The organism is Musicola keenii, assembly GCF_014855505.1.
Taxonomy (GTDB): Bacteria; Pseudomonadota; Gammaproteobacteria; order Enterobacterales; family Enterobacteriaceae; genus Musicola; species Musicola paradisiaca.
In genome coordinates, this window is record NZ_JAAWVW010000007.1 from 112768 (window position 1) to 139497 (window position 26730).

The following is a 26730-nucleotide window of genomic DNA, read 5'->3' on the forward strand; positions in this document are numbered from 1 at the left end:
TAATAATTCGGTTTTACCGAGTATTAATCCAGATTTAAACTGCTTTTAACGATCTTTTATGGCGATTACTCTTGTCCCGATGTCAGCGAGCTTTACCTGCAAAATGGGAGGGAGAGAAGATAATGATTGGAGTGTTCAGGCGTTTCATCCATCTGGAGGCCGCGGCCGGTATTATCCTGATTGTGGCAACACTACTGGCGCTATTCATCGCCAACCTGCCGGCTACGGTTTCCCTGTATCATGCGTTTTTGGCTATTCCGGTTTCATTACGTATTGCGGCATTGGAGATCGATAAGCCGTTGCTGTTGTGGATCAACGATGGCTTAATGGCGATTTTTTTTCTGCTGGTGGGGTTGGAGGTTAAGCGCGAACTGTTATCCGGCTCTTTGGCCAGCAGGCGCCAGGCGTTGCTTCCTATTGCTGCGGCAGTCGGCGGGATGTTGGTGCCTGCGCTCTTGTTTCTGGTGTTTAACTTTCAGGACGCAACAACCCGCTCCGGGTGGGCGATTCCTGCTGCGACGGACATCGCATTTGCGGTCGGTATTCTGGCGTTACTGGGAAAACGTGTTCCTGTTGGTTTGAAAGTGTTTCTGCTGGCGCTGGCCATTATTGATGATTTGGGCGCTATTCTGATTATTGCGCTGTTCTATACTCAACAGCTTTACTGGCCTGCGCTGGTTTGTGCCCTGGCAGCGATACTGGTGCTTGTTTACCTACACCATCAACAAGTGATGAAAACATCGCTTTACCTGTTGATCGGGATCATCTTGTGGGTGTGTGTGTTGAAATCGGGCATACATGCCACGCTAGCTGGTGTGATCGTCGGTTTTTTCATTCCTTTACGTTCGCCAACCGGGGGAGTATCTCCTGCTAAAACGTTGGAACATGGACTGGATGTTTGGGTTTCAATGATGGTAATACCCGTTTTCGCTTTTGCTAATGCGGGCATTGAGCTGAAGGGGATTGCGTTGTCGCAACTGGCCGCGCCACTTACATGGGGGATCGGCGCCGGGTTGTTGTTGGGCAAGCCATTGGGGATCACTTTGTTCAGTTGGCTGGTGATTCGCACTAGGCTAGCGGTGCTTCCATCTGGCGTCGATTTTCGCCAGGTCATGGCAGTATCCTTGTTGTGTGGCATTGGTTTTACCATGTCGATCTTTATTACATTGCTGGCATTTGGCGAGGTGAATAGCGACGCTATTCTGTATGCCAAGCTGGCGATTCTGCTGACGTCTTTTGCCGCAGCCATTCTGGGATTTCTGGCATTGCGTGCGGTGTTGCCGGCGGCGCAGTGGCAAGAAGAGAAAAGTCATGCTGCACATTAATTTCAACCATCTCTATTATTTTTGGCATGTATGTAAGGCAGGCTCCGTTTCCAGGGCTTCGGAGCTGCTTTTTCTAACGCCGCAAACTATCACTGGCCAGATCAAAGCACTGGAAGAACGGCTACAGGGAAAACTGCTTAAGCGCAAGGGGCGAGGGATCGAGCCGACAGAACTGGGACAACTGGTGTTTCGCTACGCCGACCGTATGTTTGTGCTGGGCCAGGAGATGCTGGATATCGTTAATTATCGTAAGGATGCGAGTCTGCTGTTCGATGTCGGGGTGGCGGATGCGCTGTCCAAACGGCTGGTAAGTCGGGTGCTGGAAACAGTGGTGACTGAGCAACAGATGCGGCTGCGCTGTTTCGAGTCAACGCATGAAATGCTGCTGGAACAACTGGGCCAGCACAAATTGGATATGATTGTGTCGGATTGCCCTATCGACTCCAGCCAGCAGGCCGGGTTGTTTTCTCGCAAACTCGGAGAATGCAGCGTCAGTTTTTATTGTCGCCATCCAGCGCCGGCATCGCCGTTTCCCGAGTGTCTGGAGCAACGTCGGTTGCTGATCCCCGGCAGGCGTACTATGCTCGGCCGCAAGCTGCTTAACTGGCTAAGCGAGCAGCATTTGCACGTCGCGATCATGGGGGAGTTTGATGATGCCGCATTGATGACCGCATTTGGTGTTAATCATGACGCCATTTTTGTTGCACCGTCTCTCTATGCGCGTGACGTTTATGCGCAAGGCGATATTGTCGAACTGGGCAGGCTGACTCATGTGCAGGACGAATATTATGTGATTTTTGCTGAGCGGATGATCCAGCATCCTGCAGTGCAGCGGGTCTGCAACACGGATTTTTCACCCCTGTTTCAGGAATAGCGGACACAAAAAAACCGGCCTAAGCCGGTTTCTTCAGCAGTATTCAAAAAAATGTGATTACTGCAGCGCGTTGATCTGAGCGATCAGTCTGGATTTATGACGCGCAGCCTTGTTTTTGTGGATCAGACCTTTGCTAGCCTGACGATCCACGATCGGTTGCATGTCATTAAACGCCTTCTGCGCAGTTTCTTTGTCGCCAGTCGCGATGGCAGCCTGAACTTTCTTGATGAAAGTACGCATCATGGAGCGACGGCTCGCGTTGTGCTTACGGCGCTTTTCAGACTGTACGGCGCGTTTCTTAGCTGATTTGATATTAGCCAAGGTCCAACTCCCAAATATATTCTATCGAGGACAATTCAAAGGCCGAGGAATATGCCCTTTTAGCCTTCTTTTGTCAATGGATTTGTGCAAATAAGCGCCGTTTGTACGTCAGCGCTTGTTACGTTGTGATGGCGCAGGATTCTATCAGCTTAGACGCGGGGAATACAGTCTTTCGCGTCATAAATTCGACCGTTTCGGCCTGATAGATATTCATCCGCCGATTTGCTGAGGAATCCTGCAGTGTCGGGCTGTTGATGTCGACGGCAAGATGAAAACGTCTAAGTGTGCGGCGGGGCGGAAATCCATTGTTCTGACACGAAAAGGCATCAATCGCGGGTTAACCTTGTCCGTTGTACAAGGTATAATCCGCCGATTTCCACTGTTTTGAGCCAGTTATGCAGCTAATACGCGGTATACACAATCTTCAGGCACGCCATTATGGCTGTGTGCTTACTATTGGCAATTTTGACGGTGTCCACCGCGGACATCAGATGCTGTTAGAACGTCTGAAACAGGAAGGACGCGCCCGTGGGTTGCCGGTGATGGTGATGATTTTCGAGCCGCAGCCGCTGGAACTGTTTGCCGGGGAAAAATCCCCGGCTCGCCTGACCCGGTTAAGGGATAAAGTGAAGTATTTGGCGCAGGCTGGCGTTGATTACCTGCTGTGCGTCGAATTCAACGATACGTTCGCCGCCAACCATGCCAGCACATTTATTTCCGACCTGTTGGTGGCGAAACTGGGGGTGCGTTTTCTGGTCGTCGGTGATGACTTCCGCTTCGGTGCTGGTCGCGTAGGGGATTTCCTGTTATTACAGAAAGCCGGTGCTGAGCAGGACTTCGAAGTTATCAGCACCGCAACGTTTTGCAACGGCGGCAAGCGCGTCAGCAGCACTGCGGTGCGCGAGGCGTTGATGCGGGACGACCTGGTGTTGGCCGAAGCGTTGCTGGGGCATCCATTCAGCATCTCCGGGCGTGTTGTACATGGTAACGAACTCGGGCGGACTATCGGTTTCCCCACCGCTAATCTACCGCTTAAGCGCCAGGTTTCCCCGGTAAGCGGGGTATATGCCGTCAGTGTGTACGGCTTGGGGGAGCATCCGCTACCTGGTGTCGCCAATATTGGTACACGCCCTACCGTGACCGGAGATCGGCGCCAGCAGTTGGAAGTCCATTTACTGGACGTGACGATGGATCTCTATGGTCGACATATCGATGTGGTAATGCGTAAAAAATTACGTAATGAGCAGCGGTTTGCTTCGCTGGATGCGTTGAAGCAGCAAATCGCTAATGATGTGGTGGCAGCCCGTGAGTTTTTTGGGTTGAAGACACCGGTTTAATTTCTCTAGCCGAAAACGAAATCGAGAAGCGAATGAGTGACTATAAAACTACCCTGAATTTGCCGGAAACAGGGTTCCCGATGCGTGGCGATCTCGCCAAGCGTGAACCTGACATGCTGAAACGTTGGTATGAACAGGATCTGTACGGGATTATTCGTAGCGCCAAGAAAGGTAAGAAAACCTTTATTCTGCATGACGGCCCGCCATATGCGAACGGCAATATTCATATTGGTCACTCGGTCAACAAGATTCTCAAAGATATTATTATCAAATCCAAGGGGTTGTCTGGGTATGACTCTCCTTATATCCCTGGTTGGGATTGCCACGGTTTGCCGATTGAACTCAAAGTAGAGCAGTTGGTCGGCAAGCCGGGCGAGAAAGTGAGCGCTGCACAGTTCCGTGAAGCTTGCCGTAAGTATGCCGCCGAGCAGGTCGCCGGGCAGAAAAAAGACTTCATCCGCCTTGGCGTGCTGGGTGATTGGGATCGACCCTACCTGACGATGGATTTTAATACCGAGGCTAACATCATTCGTGCGCTCGGTCGTATCATCGAAAACGGCCATCTGCACAAAGGCGCCAAGCCGGTGCACTGGTGCGCCGACTGCGGCTCCGCACTGGCGGAAGCGGAGGTCGAGTATTACGACAAAACGTCCCCGGCGATTGATGTCGCGTTCAATGCGGTCGATCGTGCGGCGGTGCTGGCGAAATTCGGCCTGTCCGCTGAGGCGGTAAACGGCGATGTGGCGCTGGTTATCTGGACTACCACCCCCTGGACGCTACCTGCCAACCGGGCGATTGCCCTGAATGCGGAATTTGATTATGTGCTGATTCAACTGGCTGATCGCGCCATTGTCGTGGCGGAAGGATTGGCTGAAGGCGCAGCGCAGCGCATCGCCGGCAGTGAGGCATGCTGCGTGGGAAATACGGTCAAAGGCAGCGATCTGGAATTGCTGCGGTTCCGCCATCCGTTTCTGGATTTCGATGTGCCGGCGATTCTGGGCGAACATGTGACGCTGGAAGCGGGAACCGGGGCGGTACATACCGCCGGTGGTCATGGCCCGGACGATTATGTCATCAGCCAGAAATATCAGTTGGAAATCGCCAACCCGGTCGGGCCGAACGGCTGTTATCTGCCGGGCACCTTCCCAGGGCTGGACGGTTTGTTCGTGTTCAAAGCCAACGACAAGATTGTTGAACTGCTGCGTGAGCGCGGCGCGCTGCTGCATGATGAGAAATTGCAGCACAGTTACCCGTGCTGCTGGCGTCACAAGTCGCCGATTATATTCCGTGCCACGCCGCAGTGGTTCGTCAGCATGGATCAGAAAGGGCTGCGCAAGCAGTCACTGTCCGAAATCAAAGGTGTACAGTGGATTCCGGATTGGGGGCAAGCGCGTATTGAAGCCATGGTCGCCAACCGTCCTGACTGGTGTATTTCCCGTCAGCGAACCTGGGGCGTGCCAATGGCGCTGTTCGTTCACAAGGAAACGCAAGCGTTGCATCCACGTACTGGCGAACTGATTGAAGCCGTCGCTAAACGTGTTGAGGATGCAGGCATTCAGGCATGGTGGGATCTGGATCCGGCGGAATTGCTGGGTGCGGAAGCGTCTGTGTACGAAAAAGTGCCGGATACGCTGGATGTCTGGTTCGACTCTGGATCGACGCACGCTTCCGTGGTGGATGTCCGTCCCGAGTTTGCAGGCCATGCTGCCGACATGTACCTGGAAGGTTCCGACCAGCATCGCGGTTGGTTCATGTCTTCGCTGATGATCTCTACGGCGATCAAAGGTAAAGCTCCGTACCGCCAGGTTCTGACCCACGGATTCACCGTGGATGGTCAGGGGCGGAAGATGTCTAAATCCATCGGCAACACCATTGCGCCTCAGGATGTGATGGACAAAATGGGCGCCGATATTCTGCGCCTGTGGATTGGGTCGACCGATTATTCCGGCGACATCGCCGTGTCCGATGAGATCCTCAAACGTTCCGCCGATGCTTATCGTCGTATTCGTAATACGGCGCGTTTCTTGCTGGCTAACCTGAATGGGTTCGACCCTGCGTTGCATACGGTGAAACCCGAAGACATGGTGGTGCTGGATCGTTGGGCGGTTGGTTGTGCCAACGCCGCGCAGGAAGAGATAGTCGAGGCCTATGAAAGTTATGATTTTCATCGCGTGGTTCAACGCCTGATGCAGTTCTGTTCCGTCGAGATGGGATCTTTTTATCTGGATATCATCAAGGATCGTCAGTACACGGCGAAAAGCGATAGCGTTGCGCGTCGCAGCTGCCAGACGGCGTTGTTCCACATCGCGGAAGCTTTGGTTCGCTGGATGGCGCCGATTCTGTCCTTCACCGCTGACGAGATCTGGGCTTATCTTCCGGGTAAACGCGCCCAGTATGTCTTCACCGAAGAGTGGTATGACGGTTTGTTCGGCCTGGATGCAAAGGAAAGCATGAATGAAACTTTCTGGGCTGAAATGCTGAGAGTACGCAGTGAAGTCAACAAGGTGATCGAACAGGCGCGTAATGACAAGCATATCGGTAGTTCGTTGGAAGCTGCCGTTACGCTATATGCCGATAACGCACTGTATGCGCATCTCGGTCAGTTGCAGTCCGAACTGCATTTCGCTTTGTTGACCTCCAGGGCGCGTGTCGAACGTTATGAGAATGCGCCGGCGAATGCTCAGCAAAGTGAATTGTCGGGGCTGAAAGTTGTCCTTACTAAGGCTGACGGGGAGAAATGCCCGCGTTGTTGGCATTATGAAACGGATATCGGCAGTGATGCCGCGCATCCGGAAGTGTGTGGTCGCTGCGCGACTAACATCGGCGGCAATGGCGAAGAGCGTAAATTTGTCTGATGAGTAAATCGACTGGAGCAACGGGGCTGCGTTGGCTATGGCTGGCGCTGGTCATCCTGGTAGTGGATCTGGGGACCAAACAGTGGGTGATGACCCACTTTCAATTGGGCGAATCGTTGCCGCTGATCCCTTTCTTTAGCTTTACCTACGCCCACAACTATGGTGCGGCTTTCAGCTTTCTGGCTGATAAAGGCGGCTGGCAGCGCTGGTTCTTTGCGCTGATTGCTGTTGCAGTCATCGTATCGTTGCTGGTGATTATGTATCGCACCAGAGCCAGTCAAATTGCGGCCAATATTGCCTACGCGCTGATTATCGGCGGGGCGATCGGTAATCTCTCTGATCGCTTGATTCATGGTTATGTAATTGATTTTATGGATTTTTTTATTGGCGACTGGCACTACCCAACATTTAACCTTGCCGATTGTGCAATCGTCATCGGCGCGTTTCTGGTTGTGGTAGAGAGTTTTTTCAGTTCCCCGGACAAAAAAACGGCGTCAGGTGAGTAACCTATGACTCAACAAGTGGTTAGCGATAGCGCCGTACTGGTTCATTTTATCCTGACGCTGGAAGACGGCTCCGTAGCGGAGGCGACCCGTGAAAGCGGCAAACCCGCTTTGTTCCGTCTAGGGGACGGCAGTCTTTCTCCTGCGCTTGAGCAGCAACTGCTAGGGCTGCGCATCGGGGAACGGCGCCAGTTTTCCCTGCCGCCAGAATCGGCTTTCGGGCACTCGAATCCCGATCTGATCCAGTTTTTTCTGCGGCGTGATTTTGCTGAGACTGGGGTGCCGGATGTGGGCACCATTATGTTATTCAGCGGCATCGGGGGCAACGATATGGCCGGCGTAATTCGCGAGGTGGCTGAAGAGTCCGTGACGGTGGATTTCAATCACCCGCTGGCCGGTCATACTGTCGCCTTCGATATTGAAGTGCTGAGCATCGATCCCCCCGCGGCAGGAGAAGACGCATGAAGATCTTGCTGGCGAACCCACGCGGGTTCTGCGCTGGCGTTGACCGCGCCATCAGTATTGTGGAACGTGCGCTGGAGGTTTACGGCGCACCTATCTATGTGCGTCATGAAGTGGTGCATAACCGCTATGTGGTTGATGGGCTGCGGGAACGCGGCGCTATTTTTATTGAGCAGATCGATGAAGTGCCGGACGGCGCGATTCTGATTTTTTCCGCTCACGGCGTTTCTCAGGCGGTGCGCGCGGAAGCACGTAATCGCGATCTGACGGTATTTGACGCCACTTGCCCACTCGTCACCAAGGTACATATGGAAGTGGCGCGCGCCAGTCGAAAAGGTATGGAAGCGATTCTGATTGGTCATGCCGGGCACCCCGAGGTAGAAGGAACTATGGGGCAGTACAGCAATCCGAAAGGTGGCATGTATCTGGTCGAGGGGCCGGACGATGTCTGGTCACTGCAAGTGAAAAATGAAACCAATTTGTGCTTCATGACTCAGACCACACTGTCGGTGGACGATACCTCGGCGGTGATTGATGCGCTGCGGGCGCGTTTCCCGCAGATTATCGGGCCGCGCAAGGATGATATCTGCTATGCCACGACCAATCGCCAGGAGGCGGTACGCAATCTGGCCCTGGAGGCTGATGTGGTCTTGGTGGTCGGGTCGAAAAATTCGTCCAACTCCAACCGGCTGGCAGAACTGGCACAGCGTGTCGGCAAACCGTCCTACCTCATTGATTCAGCAGATGATATTCAGGAGTCCTGGTTCAGTCGCACCGCGTGTGTCGGTGTGACGGCCGGCGCATCAGCTCCCGACGTGTTGGTGCAGCAGGTCGTGAAGCGGCTGCAAGGCATGGGCGGGCAGATTGCGTTGGAGATGCAGGGGCGCGAAGAAAACATCGTCTTTGAAGTGCCGAAAGAACTGCGGGTTGACGTTCGACAGGTTGAATAAAGACACATCATCAGCGGCAGTCGTGAGGCTGCCGTTTTTTTATCTTTTCCGTCCAGCCGATCGGATGCATAAAAATTGCATGTTTATGCGTTGTCTGCTTTCTATTCCATCGTCCTTCCGCTATCCCTTTCTCTGATGCCTAGCGTAGCCTGACATAATTTTCTAATCATGCGTGAAATCTGCTGGCAACCGCTTAGCTGGCTCAGTTACCCTGATACGCATTTGTATCATGCCTGAAATCACTATAAGAGAGCGTAAACATGAAGGATTCATCGATCCGTATTGCGGTTGCCGGTGCGGGCGGCCGCATGGGCCGTCAACTGATCCAGGCGGTGTCAAATGCCGAAGGCGCGGTGCTGGGTGCGGCGTTGGAACGCCAGGGATCGTCACTGGTGGGCAGCGATGCTGGCGAACTGGCTGGGTTGGGAAAACTGAACGTTACGGTGTCAGACAGTCTGGAGGCGGTGAAAGATGATTTTGATGTGCTGATTGATTTTACCCGTCCGGAAGGAACTTTGGCTCATCTGGCGTTTTGTCGTCAGCATGCCAAGGCGATGATCATCGGGACTACCGGGTTCGACGATGCCGGGAAAGCCGCCATCCAGCAGGCATCAGCGGAGATCGGCATTGTGTTTGCCGCCAACTTCAGCGTGGGCGTAAACCTGCTACTGAAACTGTTGGAAAAAGCGGCCAAGGTCATGGGTGATTACACGGATATTGAAATCATCGAGGCGCACCACCGCCACAAAGTGGATGCGCCGTCGGGAACCGCGCTGGCGATGGGGGAAGCCATCGCCGATGCGTTGGGCCGTGACCTGAAAGAGTGCGCCGTCTATGCACGCGAGGGATACACCGGTGAACGCGATCCGAAAAGCATCGGTTTTGCCACGGTTCGCGCCGGAGATATCGTTGGTGAGCATACTGCAATGTTTGTAGATATCGGCGAGCGTATCGAGATAACCCACAAGGCTTCAAGTCGCATGACTTTTGCAAATGGTGCAGTCAGGGCTTCTATATGGTTAAAGGCCCATAATAATGGGCTTTTTGATATGAAAGATGTGCTTGAATTAGATAATCTTTGATTTATATAGGATGGATTTTTTTTATTAACTTATTGATTTTTAATGGCGCTAATGTTTGCGCCATTTTTTTTATATGTAAATGGCGATTATTTGATATTTTTTGATTTTAACGCCACTATTTTTATATTAACTGGTATTTTCAACACCGTTCATCTCCTTCTGATAACGCTTTTTATCCTTGTTGGCGTATTTACATCCACTTTTTTACTCATCCTGCCTGGCAACCGTTTACTTACATCAATTGATATGTGTTTTCTCCGCTCTAAGCCATGCATGTGGCATCAAGGCGGTAAAAAGGGATAATTTTTTGGTGTTTCAGTAGACAAGTATCGGGGGCATCATTAAAATGCGCGCAATTTGCCGAAAATTTGCCTTACAGGTGGTTTTTGCGTTGATTTAGATCGTTAAATCTGAATTAATATGCAAATAACGTGATTGTTTATTCCTTGGAGGGTGTTTTGATTAAGTCAGCGCTATTGGTTCTGGAAGACGGAACCCAGTTCCACGGTCGGGCCATCGGGGCGGAAGGTGCGGCAGTGGGGGAAGTGGTCTTCAATACATCAATGACCGGTTATCAAGAAATCCTCACTGATCCTTCCTATTCCCGCCAGATTGTCACTCTTACTTATCCCCATATCGGTAACGTTGGCGCCAATAATGCCGATGAAGAATCCCCCGCTATTCACGCTCAAGGCTTGGTCATTCGCGATTTGCCCCTGATTGCCAGCAACTATCGCAGTGAAGAGAGCCTGTCGGATTACCTCAAGCGTCATAATATTGTGGCAATAGCCGATATTGATACCCGCAAACTGACTCGTTTACTGCGTGAAAAAGGCGCGCAGAACGGTTGTATCATTGCGGGCGACGCGCCGGATGCGGCGTTGGCGTTGGAAAAAGCCAAAGCCTTTCCGGGATTGAAAGGCATGGATCTCGCCAAAGAAGTCACGACCCGTGAAAGTTACTCCTGGCTGCAAGGCAGTTGGACGTTGCAAGGCGAACTGCCGCCGGCCAAAGCGGAAGATGAACTGCCGTTCCATGTGGTGGCTTATGACTACGGTGTGAAGCGTAATATCCTGCGCATGCTGGTAGATCGCGGTTGTCGCCTGACGGTTGTTCCGGCCAAAACGCCGGCGGATGAAGTGCTGAAACTTAATCCGGACGGGATTTTCCTCTCCAACGGCCCCGGTGATCCGGAGCCCTGTGATTATGCCATCGCCGCCATCAAGACGTTCCTGGAAACCGATATTCCGGTATTCGGCATCTGTCTGGGCCACCAATTGCTGGCGTTGGCCAGTGGCGCCAAAACCGTCAAGATGAAGTTCGGCCACCACGGCGGCAACCATCCGGTTAAAGATCTGGACGGCAACCGGGTGATGATCACTGCCCAAAACCACGGGTTCGCGGTCGATGAAACATCTTTGCCCGCCACGCTGCGCGCGACGCACAAATCGCTGTTCGACGGTTCGCTGCAAGGCATTCACCGCACCGATAAAGCGGCGTTCAGCTTCCAGGGGCATCCGGAAGCCAGCCCCGGCCCGCATGACGCCGCGCCGCTGTTCGATCACTTCATCGAGCTGATTGAGTCTTATCGTAGCCATACCAAATAATCAGAATCCGTTTAGTCACGCTGCGATATAAGCACAGGGCGCAAGCGCCAACGCGGCGGTGAGTAAACGGGTTTGCAGGAGCGAGAAATGCCAAAACGTACAGACATAAAAAGTATCCTGATTCTTGGCGCCGGCCCGATTGTGATCGGTCAGGCGTGCGAATTTGACTACTCCGGCGCTCAGGCGTGTAAGGCGCTGCGTGAAGAAGGCTACCGTGTGATTCTGGTGAACTCCAACCCGGCCACGATCATGACCGACCCGGAGATGGCGGACGCCACCTACATTGAGCCGATTCACTGGGAAGTGGTGCGCAAGATTATCGAAAAAGAACGCCCGGATGCAGTGCTGCCGACGATGGGTGGACAGACGGCGCTGAACTGTGCGCTGGAGCTGGAACGTCAGGGCGTGCTGGCGGAATTCGGCGTGACCATGATCGGTGCGACGGCCGATGCGATTGATAAAGCGGAAGATCGCCGTCGGTTCGACATCGCGATGAAAAAAATCGGGCTGGAAACCGCCCGTTCCGGCATCGCACATACGATGGACGAAGCGCTGGCGGTTGCTGCGGATGTCGGCTACCCGTGCATTATCCGCCCGTCATTTACGATGGGCGGCACCGGCGGCGGTATTGCGTACAACCGTGAAGAGTTTGAAGAAATCTGCGCGCGTGGCCTGGATCTGTCGCCGACCAACGAATTGTTGATCGACGAATCGTTGATCGGCTGGAAAGAGTATGAAATGGAAGTGGTGCGGGATAAAAACGACAACTGCATCATCGTTTGCTCGATTGAAAACCTTGACGCCATGGGGATCCACACCGGCGACTCCATTACGGTAGCGCCCGCCCAGACCCTGACCGACAAGGAATACCAGATCATGCGTAACGCCTCGATGGCGGTACTGCGTGAAATCGGCGTGGAAACCGGCGGTTCTAACGTACAGTTCGCGGTGAACCCGAAAACCGGTCGTCTGATTGTCATCGAAATGAACCCGCGCGTATCCCGTTCTTCGGCGTTAGCGTCCAAAGCGACCGGCTTCCCGATCGCCAAGATCGCCGCCAAGCTGGCAGTCGGTTATACGCTGGACGAACTGATGAACGACATCACCGGCGGCCGTACTCCGGCGTCTTTTGAGCCCTCAATCGATTATGTAGTCACTAAGATCCCGCGTTTCAACTTCGAAAAATTCGCCGGCGCCAACGATCGCCTGACCACGCAGATGAAATCGGTGGGTGAAGTGATGGCGATCGGCCGCACCCAGCAGGAATCGTTGCAGAAAGCGCTGCGTGGGCTGGAAGTCGGCGCTACGGGTTTCGATCCGAAAGTGAGCCTGGACGATCCGGAAGCATTGACCAAAATCCGTCGTGAGCTGAAAGATGCAGGCGGCGAGCGTATCTGGTATCTGGCAGATGCATTCCGTGCCGGCATGTCTGTCGACGGCGTGTTCAACCTGACCAACATCGATCGTTGGTTCCTGGTGCAGATTGAAGAGCTGGTTCGTCTGGAAGAGCAGGTTTCCGAGCTGGGCGCCAACGGCCTGACGTCGGAATTCCTGCGTCTGTTAAAGCGCAAAGGTTTCGCCGATGCCCGCTTGGCTAAACTGGCCGGAGTGTCCGAAGGTGAGATTCGCAAACTGCGCGCCAAATACAACCTGCATCCAGTTTATAAGCGCGTGGATACCTGTGCCGCAGAATTCGCTACCGATACCGCCTACATGTACTCCACTTATGATGAAGAATGCGAAGCGAATCCGAATCATGATCGCGACAAGATCATGGTGCTGGGCGGTGGGCCGAACCGCATCGGTCAGGGTATTGAGTTCGACTACTGCTGCGTGCATGCGGCGCTGGCGTTGCGTGAAGATGGTTATGAAACCATCATGGTCAACTGTAACCCGGAAACGGTGTCCACCGATTACGATACGTCCGACCGTCTTTACTTCGAGCCGGTAACGCTGGAAGACGTACTGGAAATTGTACGTGTTGAGCAGCCGAAGGGCGTCATCGTGCAATACGGTGGTCAAACGCCGTTGAAACTGGCCCGTCAGCTTGAAGCTGCAGGGGTGCCGGTGATCGGTACCAGCCCGGATGCCATCGACCGCGCTGAAGACCGCGAGCGTTTCCAGCAGGCGGTTAATCGTCTGTCGCTGAAACAGCCGGCCAACGCCACCGTTTCCACCATCGATCAGGCCGTGGAGAAAGCGGCGGCCATCGGTTATCCGCTGGTGGTGCGCCCGTCTTACGTGCTGGGCGGCCGGGCGATGGAAATCGTGTACGACGAAGTCGACCTGCGGCGCTACTTCCAGACGGCGGTCAGCGTATCTAATGATGCGCCGGTGCTGTTGGATCGTTTCCTGGACGATGCGGTGGAAGTGGATGTGGACGCTATCTGCGACGGTGAACGTGTGCTGATTGGCGGCATTATGGAGCATATCGAGCAGGCCGGCGTGCATTCAGGCGACTCAGCCTGTTCGCTGCCGGCTTACACCCTGAGCAAGGAAATTCAGGATGTGATGCGTCAGCAGGTGGAAAAACTGGCGTTTGAACTGTCCGTTCGCGGCCTGATGAACGTGCAGTTTGCGGTGAAAGATAACGAAGTTTATCTGATTGAGGTGAACCCCCGCGCCGCGCGTACCGTACCGTTCGTCTCCAAGGCGACCGGCGTGCCGTTGGCGAAGGTCGCAGCCCGCGTGATGGTTGGGCAAACGCTGGCCGCGCAGGGCGTGACTAAAGAAGTGATTCCGCCTTACTACTCGGTGAAGGAAGTGGTGCTGCCTTTCAACAAGTTCCCTGGTGTCGACCCGATTCTGGGGCCTGAAATGCGTTCTACCGGTGAAGTGATGGGGGTGGGCCGGACGTTTGCGGAAGCTTTCGCCAAGGCGATGCTAGGCAGCAATTCACCGATGAAAAAAATCGGCCGGGCGTTGTTGTCAGTGAGAGAAGGTGATAAGGCGCGGGTCGTCGATCTGGCGGCCAAGCTGCTCAAGCATGGTTTCGAGCTGGATGCGACCCATGGAACGGCGATTGTACTGGGCGAAGCCGGCATTAATCCCCGGTTAGTGAATAAGGTGCACGAGGGGCGTCCGCACATTCAGGATCGCATCAAGAATGGCGAATATACCTACATCGTGAACACCACGGCGGGCCGCCAGGCGATTGAAGATTCCAAGTTGATTCGCCGCAGCGCGTTGCAGTACAAGGTGCACTACGACACTACCATGAACGGCGGCTTCGCCACGGCGATGTCGCTGAATGCCGACCCGACCGAGCAGGTGATCTCCGTACAGGAAATGCATGCCCGCATCCGTGGTTAACGGCACTCGCTGCTGATGAAGAGCCGGTCGGTGTGCACTGACCGGCTTTTTTTATGGGCATGGATGGCCGCTTTTAATGTGTGGATGAGGTGGTCTGCGTGGTAATGGCGCCGATTTGTTGCGCTGACAGGCTCCACCCTAATAAACGTTCAAATAGCTCGGAAAGTTGGCTGTCGGTTAAATGCACAGAGATCGATGAGGTTGTTTTACTCTCCTCTTCCGCGATCCTTGTTTGCAGCTGGATGGGGTAATCCAGCGGATACTGTACTCGTTCCATTTTGGGGAGCTCCTGATAGTGGCGTAGAACTTCTTTAAAGAAATTCGACGTCTTACCGGTGGCGTTGTATTCATTCATTGCCATCGCACACACACGTACACGCCACGCCTCTTCCTGATCGTAAGCCTCTGACCAGGCTGCCCGCCGCTCATTAACGGTAAATGTTCCGCTATCGTCATAGGTGATGAGCGCTAACTGCTCACGGGATAATCCCCTGAATGGGTTGGCGCCTTTTCGATTCACGAAGTCGGTTGCCTGCTGGGCGCGAGCCAGCAGATCAGGGTCGTCAGTGTTGGGGAGCTCGCTGTCGTTACGCTTCTTGTGGCGATCATAATCACTGCCGATCAACTGCTCGATCGTCTCTTGTGCCTGTTTTGCCAGAGATTGATAACCCTGGGTCGAATCCCGTATGGCTGCCCGTTCTGCGGCTGCCGACAACTGAAGCGCCAGTGTTGAAATCTCGTGGTTAGTCGACGGCGTGTTGTGAGTGGCGCCATTGAGCGCGGTGCGACTTTCTGCGCTGGTATGCGTGCCTGAAGTTGACGCGCTATGTAGATTGTCATTGGTTTGTTGTGTAACACGGTTATTGATGGTCGTCATCCGAAACTCCGGTTATTGGCTGCCGTGATAGAGACCGATCTCGTATTCGCTCAAGTATCGCGGTAGGAACTTGCAGGGATGCTGCCTTCTCATCGTGGCATTTCCCTGATACTGGCAGTTTCGCCAGAGGTTGCTTGTCACAAAGACAAAAAACGGCATAGATAGAGTGAGCCTGGCTCAATTAATAAATAGCGACAATATTTTCGATTTATTTACGGTTTAATTGCTATTTTTTTAATTTTTAAGCGCGGAGTGACGAACGGGGAGAAAGTCAGGCGAACGGCGAGAAAGAGAAACCCTGCCGAAAACCGGCAGGGCAGCGGGTTGAGCGTTAACTCAGAGCAACCTTGATGCCCAGTGTGATGAGTACGCCGCCCAGCACTTTGTCGAGCAATGTTTGGGCTTTAGTCATGCCGCGACGCACGGGTTCACTCTGAATCAGGATGACCAGTAGCGGCCACCAGCACAGTGTCAGTCCCCAGATGATCCCGGCGTACCACAACTTTTCGCCGAAACTGGAATCAAGGTTCAACACCTGAGTGAAAATAGCCAGAAAGAATAGCGTGGCCTTGGGGTTGAGCAGGTTACAGAGATAACCCTGCATGAAGGCGTTGCGCAGGCTGACGCTCTGGCGCGGCAAGCCGGCGATATTCAATTTTCCGCTGCCGCGAGCGCGCAGCGCCTGAATGCCTAGCCAAATCAAATAAACCGCACCGACATATTTCAGCAGGCTGAATAGCCATGGCGTGGTGGTGATCACGACAGCCAGGCCGGCAACACAGTAAGCCATATGGGTAGCGACGCCGCAGATGACGCCTGCTGCCGTCATCATGGCGGCGAGACGGGGGTAACGCGCGGCGTTTTTTATCACCAGAAAAAAGTCTGGGCCGGGAGAAAGCATCCCCAGCATGGCGATGGTGGCAACAAATAAAGAAGTCTCAAGCATGATGTATTCAGTATGGCAATCAAAGAACGGGCAAAAAAACGTGGGCATAATAGCGCCGATGGCATGCTTTCGCACCATCAATAACGAGAATTGATTGTTAATAAACTTATAAAAGCCATATATATAGTGGTTGTATTCAGGAACAGGGGCAGGAACGTAAATATGGTATGTGAGACCACGCAGCAGAGGGATATCACCCGGCTGTGTATTCAGTGTGCGCTACTGCTGCTGCAGCATGGTGCTGAAAGTATGGTTGTTGAGCAGTTGTCGTCCCGTCTGGGCGTAGCGCTGGGTGTGGATAGCGTGGAAAGCTCCATTTCCGCCAATGCGATCGTATTAACCACGATTATGCAGGAACATTGCCTGACCTCCACCCGTAAAAACGTGGATCGCGGCATCAATATGCATGTGGTGACGGAAGTTCAGCATGTGGTGATCATGGCCGAGCACCGGTTGCTGGATGTCGACGGCGTGGCGCGTCGATTCAGTAAAATCAAGCCGCTGCGTTATCCGCGTTGGCTGATGGTAACTGTCGTGGCGTTGTCATGCGGGTGTTTCAGTCGGCTGAATGGCGGCGGCTGGGATGCGTTTCTGGTGACGGTGATTGCCAGCGGGATGGCAATGTATGTGCGGCAGATGTTGACCGCGCGCCATCTGAACCCCTTGATCAATTTCTGCATTACGGCGTTTGTCGCCACTTCGGCTTCCGGCTTGCTGATGCGGCTACCGGGGCTGGAGCATGCGTCAACCGTGTCGATGGCGGCCAGCGTATTGTTGCTGGTGCCAGGGTTCCCGCTGATCAATGCGGTGGCGGATATGTTTAAAGGGCATGTGAATACCGGCCTGGCGCGCTGGGCGATGGCCAGCCTGCTGACGCTGGCGACCTGCATCGGGGTCGTGACGGCGATGGCGCTATGGGGGCTGCACGGATGGTCATAGAGCTGATTGATGCGCTGGCGCAGGATATGGTGCTGGCTGCCGTGCCGGCGCTGGGGTTCGCCATGGTTTTCAACGTACCGATCAAAGCGTTGCCTTATTGTGCGTTGCTGGGCGGTATTGGCCATGGTTGCCGTTTTTTGATGGTTCATTTCGGCTTCCATATCGAATGGGCGTCTTTTGTGGCGTCCATTCTTATCGGTGTTATCGGTATTCGTTGGTCTCGCTGGTTGCTGGCCCATCCCAAAGTGTTCACAGTGGCCGCCGTTATCCCGATGTTCCCCGGCATTCCGGCTTATACGGCGATGATTTCGGTAGTGCAACTGTCACATCTGGGGTACAGCGAGGAGCTGATGCAGGTATTGATTACTAATTTTCTTAAAGCCAGTTTTATCGTGGGCGCGCTGTCTATCGGGTTATCGTTGCCCGGTATCTGGATTTATCGCAAGCGGCCCGGCGTATGAGTATGCTGCGGTCGGTGCGGCGCTCTGTCATCGGCATAAATAGCCCCGCGTACATCGCGGGTCTTTGGCGGCTGGGCGCCGTTGCGCCAGACCTGATGGTGCCCCAACCTGTCTCGGCAGGAGCGAAAACCTGAAATATACCCCGACAGTCGACGAGAGATGAGCACAGAGTTCGCATCTTAAATGACAGTCAGGGGCTGCCTTGATGGACGGGGTATCAGCTTTCTTTGAGATGGAGCGCGTTTGTTCACATTTGCTGACACTTCGCTCAGCTGTCGGATCTCTCTTATATTATGGCCGTCACAGGTCGTCATATCGACGTTCGCCCAGGCTTTCCGTATAGTGGCACCAATTTTTCAGCCTGCAGGGTTTTACCATGGTGATTAGTTTGATTGCCGCACTGGCGGTGGATCGGGTTATCGGTAAGGAGAATGCCATGCCGTGGCATTTACCGGCCGATCTGGCATGGTTCAAGCGTAATACGCTGAACAAGCCGGTAATTATGGGGCGTCATACCTACTGCTCGATTGGCAAACCATTGCCGGGGCGACTAAATATCGTGGTGAGCAGCCAGCCGGGCGACGACGAGCGGGTGATTTGGGCCGCGTCGCTGGATGAAGCCTTACTGGCGGCGGGCGACGTGGATGAAGTCATGGTGATTGGCGGCGGCAAGGTTTATCAGCAAATGTTGCCGAAAGCGGGTCGTCTTTACCTGACACATATTGATGCGGAAGTGGAAGGGGATACGCACTTTCCGGAATATGAGCCGGACGAATGGGTATCGATATTCAGCGAGTTCCACGACGCGGATGAGCTCAACTCCCACAGTTACTGCTTCGAAATTCTGGACCGTCGTGAGGGTGGCGCGATGTGACGAGGAGGCGCGCGCGGCTTTCTGCGCGCCCGGTCACGGCTTCGCCGATGGTGTTTACCCGGCGGCCATGGCTTCTCTGTCAGGCGCTATCAGTGATGGCTGGCTGAAATAGCTTTTATCTTCCCAGCGCAGCAGCGTTAGCGATCCTCCCCAACAACAACCGGTATCCAGCGCATAGATGCCGGCTGGCGTTCCCTGACCTTCCAATGACGCCCAATGACCGAATGCCACGGCATAGCCCGCAGGTAACTGGCTGGGTAAATTAAACCAGGGTTTCAACAACATCGGCGCCTGCGAGGGTGCCTCTTTACACAACATATCCAGTTGACCGCCAGAGAAACAGTAGCGCATGCGGGTGAACACGTTGGTACTGAAACGCAAACGCGGCAGCCCGCTCAATTCGGGGCTCCAGTGATTGGGCATATCGCCGTACATTGCATTGAGAAATAGCGGATAGCTGTCGCTGGCAAGGATGGATTCCACTTCTCTGGCGCATATTCTGGCGGTTTCCAGATCCCATTGCGGCGTGATGCCTGCGTGGGTCATCACCAGTTTCAGATCGTCGTCCACCTGCAGGATCGGCTGGCGACGCAGCCAATTGATCAGTTCATCTACATCCGGCGCCGCCAGCAGCGTCTCCAGCCGGTCTTTAGGCTTTCTGCGGCTGATGCCGGCATAGACCGCCAACAGGTGCAGGTCATGGTTGCCCAGTACCATTCTAACCGCCGGCCCCAGGGAGCGAACGTAACGCAGCACACCGAGAGAATCCGGCCCACGGGCAACCAGATCGCCTGTTAGCCACAGGGTATCCAGTTCCGGATCGAAGGAAACTTGCGCCAAAAGCGACTCAAACTCAGCCAGACAACCGTGGATGTCGCCAACAAGATAGGTAGCCATAATGTCTTAATGTATTAATGAAGGGATTGCCAGACGGAAAACCGGTATAGCAACCTGAAACGCCTCGCCCTGATGATCGATCATCTGGTAGTGGCCTTCCATGGTTCCCATCGGTGTTTCCAGAATCGCGCCGCTGGTGTACTGAAAATCATTGCCCGGCAGAATCAGCGGTTGCAGGCCGACCACGCCTTCACCCTGTACTTCGGTCTGCTTGCCGTTGCCGTTGGTAATGATCCAATAACGGTTCAGCAGTTTGATGTCGTGACGCCCCAGATTACGGATGGTAATGGTGTAGGCAAAAATGAAACGATCTTCATCTGGTTGAGATTGCGCTTCCACGTAGAAGCTTTGGACCTGTATGCAAACTCGGGGCGCGTTAATCATCACGACAACTCCAGTTTATTCCTGCGGTACGGGGTGTCCCGTCAGCCAGTTGGCCAACTGGCAATACTGCTCAACGGTGACGTTTTCCGCCCGGGCGTTGGGATCTATCCCCTGTTCCGTCAGTTGTTCCGGGGTAAACAGGTTGCCCAGACTGTTGCGCAGCGTTTTGCGGCGCTGGTTAAAGGCTTCGGTAGTAATCCGGCCCAGCATGCGCGTGTCCACCGTCGGATAGGGCGACGTGGTATGCGGCACCAGGCGCACAACGGCCGAATCCACTTTGGGCGCGGGCTTAAATGCGCTCGGCGGGACTTCCAGCACCGGGATGACCTGACAATAATATTGCGCCATGACACTCAAACGCCCATAAGCCTTGCTGTTCGGGCCGGCAACCAATCGATTGACGACTTCTTTCTGCAACATGAAATGCATGTCGCGAATAGAGTGAGTATAGCTGAACAGGTGGAACATCAGCGGTGTCGAAATATTATACGGCAGGTTACCAAAAACCCGCAGCGGTTGTCCTGCCTGTTGTGCCAGCGCGGTAAAATCCACCGTCATGGCGTCCTGCTGGATAATAGTGAGCTTGTCCTTCAGCGTCGGGTGGGTTTCCAGCCTGGCGGCCAGATCGCGATCCAGCTCCACCACGGTGAAACGGTCGATACGTTCCCCGACCGGAACGGTCAGCGCGCCGAGCCCGGGGCCAATTTCCACCAGCGCCTGACCCGATTGCGGGTAGATGGCGGAAACAATACTGTCGATCACAAACTGATCGTTGAGAAAGTTTTGCCCGAAACGTTTACGGGCGAAGTGGCCTTGGTGGACGCGATTATTCATTACGGTTAGCGATCATATGAATGGCAAGATTGAGTGCAGTACGGAAACTGCCTGGATCGGCGTTGCCGCTGGCGGCAAGCTCAAGGGCGGTACCGTGATCGACCGAGGTGCGGATGAAAGGCAACCCCAGCGTGATATTGACGGCGCGGCCGAAGCCCTGATATTTCAGCACCGGCAGCCCCTGATCGTGGTACATGGCCAGTACGGCATCGGCGTGTTCCAGGTATTTGGGCTGGAATAGGGTATCCGCCGGTAACGGGCCGACCAACTGGATGCCGGTCTGACGCAGTTCGTCCAGCGCCGGGATGATGACATCCAGTTCTTCCCGGCCCATATGGCCGCCTTCCCCGGCGTGAGGATTCAGGCCGCAGACGTAGATGGTCGGTTGGGAAATACCGAATTTACGCTGCAGGTCGTGGTGCAGAATGGAGATCACTTCATGCAGACTGGTACGGGTGATCGCTTCTGACACCGCTTTCAGCGGCAGATGCGTCGTCGCCAGCGCGACCCGCAGTTCTTCAGTCGCCAGCATCATCACCACGCGCGCACACTGGCTGCGATCGGCAAAGAATTCGGTGTGGCCGGAGAAGGGGACGCCGGCGTCATTGATGATGCCTTTATGCACCGGGCCGGTGATCAGCGCGGCGAATTCGCCGTTCAGGCACCCGTCGCAGGCGCGCGCTAGGGTTTCCACCACGTAGCGACTGTTGGCGACGTTCAACTGACCGGCAATAACTGTCTCTGTCGTAATGACCGGCAACAGGGTCAGCGTGCCTGCCGCTTGCGGCCGGGCAGCCTCCTCGGGCCGATAGTCACGCAGTGTCAGCGGCAGCCCCAACTGTAAAGCCCGGCTGAGCAACAGTTCGGGATCGGCACAAACCACCAGCTCGATCGGCCATGCCTGTTGGGCCAGCATAACGATCAGATCGGGGCCAATCCCGGCGGGTTCGCCGGGCGTCACCACGATTCGTTGGGTGATATTTTCCATCGACATCAGTTTTGGCTCGGGCTCTGACTATCAAGGATTTTTACATAGGCTGAGGCGCGTTTTTCCTGCATCCAGGTTTGCGCTTCTTCGGCGAATTTACGATTGAACAACATACGGTAAGCGCGCTCTTTCTGGGCGGCATCGGTTTTGTCCACCTGACGGGTATCCAGCAACTGGATCAAGTGCCAGCCAAAGGAAGAGCGCACCGGTGAGCTGATTTCACCTTTCTTCAATTGCATCAGCGCATCGCGAAACGCCGGGTCATACATATCCGGCGAGGCCCATCCCAAGTCACCGCCCTGGTTGGCGGTGCCCGGATCCTGCGACAGCAGTTTCGCCTGAGCGGCAAAACTGGTGCTGCCGCTCTTGATCTGTCGGGCGACATCTTCCAGTTTGGCGCGCGCCTGCGCATCGTTCATCACGACGGACGTTTTCAGCAGAATGTGGCGTGCGTGCATTTCAGTGACTGAAATAGCCTGATTGCCGCCGCGGGTATCATTCACACGCAGAATATGGAAGCCGACGCCGGAACGAATCGGGCCGATAACCTGACCTTTCTCCGGGTTAGCCAAGTGTTCGGCGAACAACGACGGTAGCTCCTGCGGGCGGCCCCATCCCATCTGGCCGCCTTTCAACGCCTGAGGATCGGCTGAATAGGTGATGGCCAGCTTGCCGAAATCCGCACCCTGACGCGCGTCTTTAACCAATCGATTGGCCAGCGACTCGGCTTTGTCGACCTGCTCCTGGCTCGGGTTTTCCGGCAACGGCAGCAGAATCTGGCTGAGGTTCACTTCTTTATCACTGCCCTGGCTGGCGATCTGCTGGGCCAGCGCGTCCACTTCCTGCGGCAGGACGGTGACGCGGCGGCGCACTTCGCTATTGCGCACGTCGGCAATTGTCATGTCCTTACGGATCTGGCTACGGTAGGTGTCGTAGTTGATGCCTTCTGCGGCCAGACGGCTGCGCAATTGATCCAGGGTCATATGGTTCTGCTGGGCGATATTGGCGATGGCGCGATCCAACTGATCGTCGGACACCTGGGCTCCCATCTTCTGCGCCATCTGCAGCACGATGTTGTCCATGATCAGCCGCTCCAGAATCTGATGACGGAGGGTAGCGTCATCCGGTAACTGCTGACCGGATTCCTGCGAGTTCATCTTGACGGACTGCATCAGACTATTGATATCACTTTCCAGAACCACGCCGTTATCCACCACTGCAGCGACTTTATCCATCACCTGCGGGGCGGCAAACACCGTGTTGGCACTTAATGCCAGTCCCAGAATCAGCGTTCTCCAGTTCTTCATACCTTTCCCATTCATTTCATCCGCACGGGCGGGTTGTCGGTTTAATCGTTACCGGTAGTTAGACGCTTATGGCAGCGAGAGTTCCCGGTATCACATCATCAGAAAGCGCGTTGATAGGGCAAAATGCCGTTTTTGAGCATTTTGTCCGTTCCAAGGCCGTAGTTGCTGCTCAGACCGCGTAATTCGAAACTGAAACCTATCTTATTGTCGTAAACGCTTTGGCTGGTCGTGCTGTTCCATTTGGTGATCTTGCGCTCGTAACCGACGTTGACCGCCCAGCAGCAGGTGCTGTATTGCAAACCGACGAGTTGATCCGCAGGCTGGTTGGCTTTGACGTCATAGTAATAGGCACCGACGATCGCCCAGCGATCGGACAACGGCCAGCTGCTGGTCACTCCCACCTGGGAGATACCTTGCTGGTAGCCAGGGTTGGTGATGTTAGGCAACATGGCCTGAATATATTCGGCGCTGGCAAAACGGTAGTTCAACTGGAACATCCGTTCACCCCCGGCCCGGTATTCCAGCGCGGCATCACCCAGTGTGAAATCTTTCAGTCGATCGTCGTATTGCAGACCGCCACGAACGCCCCAGTCGTCGGCAAACTTCCAGTAAGCGTCACCGGCCCACGACAGGCTGCCGCGATCGTCGCTGCTATCAATAATGGACGAGGTGCCGGTACGCGGACGTTCAAAATAGTAAATCTGGCCGACAGAGGCGTTAAACCGCTCGACTAATGCCTGATCGTAAAGGCGAGTAGTGACGCCGGTGGCTATCTGATTAGCGGAGGCGATGCGATCCAGACCACTGAAGGTGCGATCGCGGAACAGCCCCGCATAGTCGCTTTGCAGCAATGTCGAATCATAGGCGCGAGTGGAAGACTGGTTACGATAAGGAACATAGAGATATTGGGCGCGAGGTTCCAGTGTCTGGGTGTACCCCTGCACCAAATCCATGTTGCGTTCGAAAACCATTTTGCCGTCGACTTTGTATTGCGGCATGACCCGGTTCACCGTCTCTTTCAACGGACTGGTGGGGTTATCGGCGTTATAGGTATCCAGATTATTCTGCTGATAGTGGGTCGCCATCAGTTTAGCTTCGGTGTTGAGACTCGCCCACTGGTTGGATAACGGCAGCGATAGCGTCGGCTCCACATGTACACGGGTTGCATCCGGCAGCGTCGGGTTGATATTGGTAAATTTCGCAGCCTGACCATAAATGTGTAGATCGAAGGGGCCGATGTCATTCTGGTAATAATTGAGGTCGAGCTGCGGCATAGCCCGATAGATATCCCGGCTCGCCAGATTGCTGAAGACCTGGTACTGACGAGTTGACACGGTAGCGTTCCAGTTTCTTTCGGCATAACCCATGCTGAATTTCTGTGTCGCATAACCATCGGTGGTGTTGCCGTAGACGGAGTCGAGGTCGGTGAAGTAGGTTTGATCGCTAACTTTGGTGTAGTCAACGTTGAAACGCCAGACCTGATTCATAACGCCGGCATGTTGCCAGTGAAACAGCCAGCGGGTGTAGTTATCGTCCGTGCCGTATACCGAAGGATTGGATTTGACGTCGCGGTTGTACTGCTTATCATCCGGCAGCCAATCGAATTCGATCTGGCCCAGACCTGGCTGCGTCAGATAGCGGAACTCGTTTTGCCACTGTAGCCCGCGCTTGGTCTGCACATGCGGTGTAATGGTGGCATCATAGTTCGGCGCAATGTTCCAGTAATACGGCGTAATAAGCTCAAAGCCGTTTCTGCTGCCATACTTGGCATTGGGGATCAGGAAACCGGAGCGGCGCTTGTTGCCGATGGGAAGTTGCAGATAAGGGCTGTAGAACACGGGAACGCCAGCAATACGAAAGCGTGCGTTCCAGATTTCAGCCACTTCTTCCTGACGATCCTGAATCACTTCCGAACCGACCACACTCCAGCTATCATCACCCGGCAAACAAGAGGTGAAGGAGCCGTGATCTAAAATAGTGTACCGGCTGTTTTCACGCAGTTTCATGATGTTTGCGTCGCCGCGGCCTTGACGACCGACCATCTGGTAGGTGCCGTCGTAAACGTCGGTATCTTTAGTATTCAGGTTGGACCAGGCTTTCGGGCCGGTCAGAATGACCTGGTTGTCATCGTAATGCACATCGCCAGTTGCCGTTACGGTACGCAGAGGCGTGTTTTTATCCTTGCCTTGCTGTTGATCCAACTGGACCTGCTGAGCGTTGAGTACGCTATTGCCCTGCTCGACGTTCACATTACCCGTGAAAATGGCGTTATTAGGGTAGTTGGCTTGCGACTGATCGGCCTGAATATGTACAGGTAACTGATTGGTATCACCGGTAACGAGCGGGCGGTTATATACAGGAATGCCCAACATACACTGAGAGGCGAGATCGGCCAGCGCGTGCTGGCTGTATAGCGCTGACCAGATTAACGAGGCCAGCAGAGTTGGGAAACGTTTTTTCATACTCGGTATCAGGTGTTCCGTCATCAAAGGCGTCATGCCGGCAAACGGCCAGAGACTATCGCATGTCCTGGTCTGGTGCCAGCGCAAATCCCCGCCGTTTTCGCGATGTTGCCGTTAGGAGCAAAGATAAATGACGGGTATGATAAAGCAATTTTTGGCCGACGGCATGGGGATTTGAGGAGTATATGCAGTATTGGGGAAAGTTGCTGGGACTGGTACTGGGGATCATGTCCAGTGCCGGGGTCGGTGGGATAATCATCGGGGTGGTGCTGGGTCATTTATTTGACCGGGCCCGTCGATCCCGTCCGCGCGACTTTTTTACTGCTCAGGCCACACGTCAGGCGTTGTTCTGCCTGACGACGTTCCAGGCCATGGGGCACCTCACCAAGTCCAAAGGGCGGGTGACGGAGGCTGATATCCGCATTGCCACCAAAATGATGGATCATCTCGAACTGTTCGGCGAAGCGCGTGCCGCCGCGCAGCAGGCCTTCCGCGAAGGCAAGGCCAACCAGTTCCCGATGCGTAATAAATTGCGGAAATTGCGCGATGCCTGCATCGGTCGTTTTGATCTGATTCGTATGTTTCTTGAGATTCAATTACAGGTAGCGTTTGTCGATGGGGCTCTGCATCCGAATGAGCGCCGGTTGCTGTATGTTTTTGCCGATGAGTTGGGCGTAACGCGCGAGCAGTTCGAGTTGTTCATGCGCAATATGGAGCGTAGCGGCCATGGCCATCAGTCGGGCCAGAAATCGAGTTCCCAGAACAGCAGCTACCAATCGCGACAGAATGGTTATCAGTCCCGGCAGAACAACAACAAATCCTACCAACGTCGCAACCAGTCTTATGGTGGTCAGTCGTATGGGCAACGTCCGCCGATGTCGTCGCGCGGCCCGACCATTGAAAGCGCCTGTCGGACGCTGGGAGTGCGCCCCAGCGATGACGCCGTGACTGTTAAACGCGCCTACCGCAAGCTGATGAGTGAACATCATCCGGACAAAATGATGGGGAAAGGGCTCTCTCCCCGTATGATCGACATAGCCAAACGTAAGGCGCAGGATATTCAGGCCGCCTATGAGTTTCTCAAAACCCACAACTTTTCCCGCTGATTCGCTCTCCGTCGCTTCGTTCTTTTG

23 protein-coding genes are annotated in these 26730 nt (G+C 54.4%); 14 read left to right on the plus strand and 9 right to left on the minus strand.

The window, feature by feature from the left end:
* The first annotated feature begins 122 nt into the window (after window positions 1–122).
* Both nhaA and nhaR read left to right on the plus strand, forming a co-directional pair.
* Window positions 123–1325, plus strand: a complete 1203-nt coding sequence (nhaA, locus tag HEP82_RS09660; protein WP_192457882.1) for a Na+/H+ antiporter NhaA — start codon at window positions 123–125, stop codon at window positions 1323–1325.
* Entirely contained in the window at window positions 1312–2199 is an 888-nt protein-coding gene (nhaR, locus tag HEP82_RS09665) for a transcriptional activator NhaR (protein ID WP_192457883.1), read from the plus strand. The genes nhaA and nhaR overlap by 14 nt, the downstream gene beginning before the upstream one ends.
* 57 nt (window positions 2200–2256) lie before the next feature.
* Here the strand turns inward: nhaR and rpsT are convergent, their stop codons facing one another.
* Window positions 2257–2520 (minus strand): 30S ribosomal protein S20, encoded by a 264-nt coding sequence (gene rpsT, locus HEP82_RS09670; protein WP_012764215.1) that lies wholly within the window; start codon window positions 2518–2520, stop codon window positions 2257–2259.
* 395 nt (window positions 2521–2915) lie between these two features.
* On the opposite strand from rpsT, the gene ribF reads away from it, so the two are divergent.
* From ribF to carB, 8 genes are all read left to right on the plus strand, one after another.
* A complete protein-coding gene (gene ribF / locus HEP82_RS09675) occupies window positions 2916–3857 on the plus strand; it encodes a bifunctional riboflavin kinase/FAD synthetase (protein WP_192457884.1) in 942 nt (313 codons plus the stop codon).
* 32 nt (window positions 3858–3889) lie between these two features.
* Window positions 3890–6712: an isoleucine--tRNA ligase gene (gene ileS, locus HEP82_RS09680; RefSeq protein WP_192457885.1), complete on the plus strand. Its 2823-nt coding sequence runs from the start codon at window positions 3890–3892 to the stop codon at window positions 6710–6712.
* Window positions 6712–7218: a signal peptidase II gene (gene lspA / locus HEP82_RS09685; RefSeq protein ID WP_192457886.1), complete on the plus strand. Its 507-nt coding sequence runs from the start codon at window positions 6712–6714 to the stop codon at window positions 7216–7218. Before ileS ends, lspA begins: the two co-directional genes overlap by 1 nt.
* A 3-nt stretch (window positions 7219–7221) precedes the next feature.
* Window positions 7222–7680, plus strand: coding sequence for an FKBP-type peptidyl-prolyl cis-trans isomerase (fkpB, locus tag HEP82_RS09690; RefSeq protein ID WP_192457887.1), 459 nt, complete (start codon window positions 7222–7224; stop codon window positions 7678–7680).
* On the plus strand, window positions 7677–8627 hold the full coding sequence (gene ispH, locus HEP82_RS09695) for a 4-hydroxy-3-methylbut-2-enyl diphosphate reductase (RefSeq protein ID WP_192457888.1): 951 nt from the start codon (window positions 7677–7679) through the stop codon (window positions 8625–8627). Before fkpB ends, ispH begins: the two co-directional genes overlap by 4 nt.
* Before the next feature lie 260 nt (window positions 8628–8887).
* On the plus strand, window positions 8888–9709 hold the full coding sequence (dapB, locus tag HEP82_RS09700; protein WP_192457889.1) for a 4-hydroxy-tetrahydrodipicolinate reductase: 822 nt from the start codon (window positions 8888–8890) through the stop codon (window positions 9707–9709).
* Between the two features lie 458 nt (window positions 9710–10167).
* The gene (gene carA / locus HEP82_RS09705; protein WP_192457890.1) at window positions 10168–11316 is read left to right on the plus strand and encodes a glutamine-hydrolyzing carbamoyl-phosphate synthase small subunit; all 1149 of its coding nucleotides are present in this window, start codon (window positions 10168–10170) and stop codon (window positions 11314–11316) included.
* A gap of 87 nt (window positions 11317–11403) precedes the next feature.
* The gene (carB, locus tag HEP82_RS09710) at window positions 11404–14628 is read left to right on the plus strand and encodes a carbamoyl-phosphate synthase large subunit (RefSeq protein WP_192457891.1); all 3225 of its coding nucleotides are present in this window, start codon (window positions 11404–11406) and stop codon (window positions 14626–14628) included.
* A 73-nt stretch (window positions 14629–14701) separates the two neighbouring features.
* Here the strand turns inward: carB and HEP82_RS09715 are convergent, their stop codons facing one another.
* Window positions 14702–15505 (minus strand): hypothetical protein, encoded by an 804-nt coding sequence (locus tag HEP82_RS09715; protein ID WP_192457892.1) that lies wholly within the window; start codon window positions 15503–15505, stop codon window positions 14702–14704.
* A 331-nt stretch (window positions 15506–15836) separates the two neighbouring features.
* Entirely contained in the window at window positions 15837–16451 is a 615-nt protein-coding gene (locus HEP82_RS09720; RefSeq protein WP_023638132.1) for a LysE family translocator, read from the minus strand.
* Between the two features lie 162 nt (window positions 16452–16613).
* On the opposite strand from HEP82_RS09720, the gene HEP82_RS09725 reads away from it, so the two are divergent.
* From HEP82_RS09725 to folA, 3 genes are all read left to right on the plus strand, one after another.
* The gene (locus HEP82_RS09725; protein ID WP_192457893.1) at window positions 16614–17390 is read left to right on the plus strand and encodes a threonine/serine exporter family protein; all 777 of its coding nucleotides are present in this window, start codon (window positions 16614–16616) and stop codon (window positions 17388–17390) included.
* Window positions 17381–17851, plus strand: coding sequence for a threonine/serine exporter (locus HEP82_RS09730; RefSeq protein ID WP_192457894.1), 471 nt, complete (start codon window positions 17381–17383; stop codon window positions 17849–17851). Before HEP82_RS09725 ends, HEP82_RS09730 begins: the two co-directional genes overlap by 10 nt.
* A 379-nt stretch (window positions 17852–18230) precedes the next feature.
* Window positions 18231–18725 carry a type 3 dihydrofolate reductase gene (gene folA / locus HEP82_RS09735; protein ID WP_192457991.1) on the plus strand — a complete coding sequence of 165 codons (495 nt, stop codon included), beginning with the start codon at window positions 18231–18233 and terminating at the stop codon, window positions 18723–18725.
* Between the two features lie 54 nt (window positions 18726–18779).
* On the opposite strand, the gene apaH is transcribed toward folA, so the two are convergent.
* From apaH to lptD, 6 genes are all read right to left on the minus strand, one after another.
* The gene (gene apaH / locus HEP82_RS09740; RefSeq protein WP_192457895.1) at window positions 18780–19622 is read right to left on the minus strand and encodes a bis(5'-nucleosyl)-tetraphosphatase (symmetrical) ApaH; all 843 of its coding nucleotides are present in this window, start codon (window positions 19620–19622) and stop codon (window positions 18780–18782) included.
* A gap of 6 nt (window positions 19623–19628) precedes the next feature.
* The gene (gene apaG / locus HEP82_RS09745) at window positions 19629–20006 is read right to left on the minus strand and encodes a Co2+/Mg2+ efflux protein ApaG (protein ID WP_012764231.1); all 378 of its coding nucleotides are present in this window, start codon (window positions 20004–20006) and stop codon (window positions 19629–19631) included.
* Between the two features lie 15 nt (window positions 20007–20021).
* Entirely contained in the window at window positions 20022–20840 is an 819-nt protein-coding gene (rsmA, locus tag HEP82_RS09750; protein WP_192457896.1) for a 16S rRNA (adenine(1518)-N(6)/adenine(1519)-N(6))-dimethyltransferase RsmA, read from the minus strand.
* Window positions 20833–21834 carry a 4-hydroxythreonine-4-phosphate dehydrogenase PdxA gene (gene pdxA / locus HEP82_RS09755; protein ID WP_192457897.1) on the minus strand — a complete coding sequence of 334 codons (1002 nt, stop codon included), beginning with the start codon at window positions 21832–21834 and terminating at the stop codon, window positions 20833–20835. Before pdxA ends, rsmA begins: the two co-directional genes overlap by 8 nt.
* Window positions 21834–23135 carry a peptidylprolyl isomerase SurA gene (gene surA / locus HEP82_RS09760; RefSeq protein ID WP_192457898.1) on the minus strand — a complete coding sequence of 434 codons (1302 nt, stop codon included), beginning with the start codon at window positions 23133–23135 and terminating at the stop codon, window positions 21834–21836. The genes pdxA and surA overlap by 1 nt, the downstream gene beginning before the upstream one ends.
* Window positions 23136–23233: 98 nt before the next feature.
* On the minus strand, window positions 23234–25633 hold the full coding sequence (gene lptD / locus HEP82_RS09765; protein WP_192457899.1) for an LPS assembly protein LptD: 2400 nt from the start codon (window positions 25631–25633) through the stop codon (window positions 23234–23236).
* Between the two features lie 149 nt (window positions 25634–25782).
* On the opposite strand from lptD, the gene djlA reads away from it, so the two are divergent.
* A complete protein-coding gene (gene djlA / locus HEP82_RS09770; protein ID WP_192457900.1) occupies window positions 25783–26703 on the plus strand; it encodes a co-chaperone DjlA in 921 nt (306 codons plus the stop codon).
* Window positions 26704–26730: the final 27 nt, after the last annotated feature.

Excerpts from the sequence above, each read along its gene's own strand:
- lspA (WP_192457886.1), top strand. The coding sequence starts at position 6,712 with ATGAGTAAATCGACTGGAGCAACGGGGCTGCGTTGGCTATGGCTGGCG.
- ispH (WP_192457888.1), top strand. The coding sequence starts at position 7,677 with ATGAAGATCTTGCTGGCGAACCCACGCGGGTTCTGCGCTGGCGTTGAC.
- carB (WP_192457891.1), top strand. The coding sequence starts at position 11,404 with ATGCCAAAACGTACAGACATAAAAAGTATCCTGATTCTTGGCGCCGGC.
- HEP82_RS09715 (WP_192457892.1), bottom strand. The coding sequence starts at position 15,505 with ATGACGACCATCAATAACCGTGTTACACAACAAACCAATGACAATCTA.
- ileS (WP_192457885.1), top strand. The coding sequence starts at position 3,890 with ATGAGTGACTATAAAACTACCCTGAATTTGCCGGAAACAGGGTTCCCG.
- djlA (WP_192457900.1), top strand. The coding sequence starts at position 25,783 with ATGCAGTATTGGGGAAAGTTGCTGGGACTGGTACTGGGGATCATGTCC.
- dapB (WP_192457889.1), top strand. The coding sequence starts at position 8,888 with ATGAAGGATTCATCGATCCGTATTGCGGTTGCCGGTGCGGGCGGCCGC.
- HEP82_RS09725 (WP_192457893.1), top strand. The coding sequence starts at position 16,614 with ATGGTATGTGAGACCACGCAGCAGAGGGATATCACCCGGCTGTGTATT.
- HEP82_RS09730 (WP_192457894.1), top strand. The coding sequence starts at position 17,381 with ATGGTCATAGAGCTGATTGATGCGCTGGCGCAGGATATGGTGCTGGCT.
- lptD (WP_192457899.1), bottom strand. The coding sequence starts at position 25,633 with ATGACGCCTTTGATGACGGAACACCTGATACCGAGTATGAAAAAACGT.
- ribF (WP_192457884.1), top strand. The coding sequence starts at position 2,916 with ATGCAGCTAATACGCGGTATACACAATCTTCAGGCACGCCATTATGGC.
- pdxA (WP_192457897.1), bottom strand. The coding sequence starts at position 21,834 with ATGTCGATGGAAAATATCACCCAACGAATCGTGGTGACGCCCGGCGAA.
- apaH (WP_192457895.1), bottom strand. The coding sequence starts at position 19,622 with ATGGCTACCTATCTTGTTGGCGACATCCACGGTTGTCTGGCTGAGTTT.
- fkpB (WP_192457887.1), top strand. The coding sequence starts at position 7,222 with ATGACTCAACAAGTGGTTAGCGATAGCGCCGTACTGGTTCATTTTATC.
- HEP82_RS09720 (WP_023638132.1), bottom strand. The coding sequence starts at position 16,451 with ATGCTTGAGACTTCTTTATTTGTTGCCACCATCGCCATGCTGGGGATG.
- apaG (WP_012764231.1), bottom strand. The coding sequence starts at position 20,006 with ATGATTAACGCGCCCCGAGTTTGCATACAGGTCCAAAGCTTCTACGTG.
- nhaA (WP_192457882.1), top strand. The coding sequence starts at position 123 with ATGATTGGAGTGTTCAGGCGTTTCATCCATCTGGAGGCCGCGGCCGGT.
- surA (WP_192457898.1), bottom strand. The coding sequence starts at position 23,135 with ATGAAGAACTGGAGAACGCTGATTCTGGGACTGGCATTAAGTGCCAAC.
- nhaR (WP_192457883.1), top strand. The coding sequence starts at position 1,312 with ATGCTGCACATTAATTTCAACCATCTCTATTATTTTTGGCATGTATGT.
- rsmA (WP_192457896.1), bottom strand. The coding sequence starts at position 20,840 with ATGAATAATCGCGTCCACCAAGGCCACTTCGCCCGTAAACGTTTCGGG.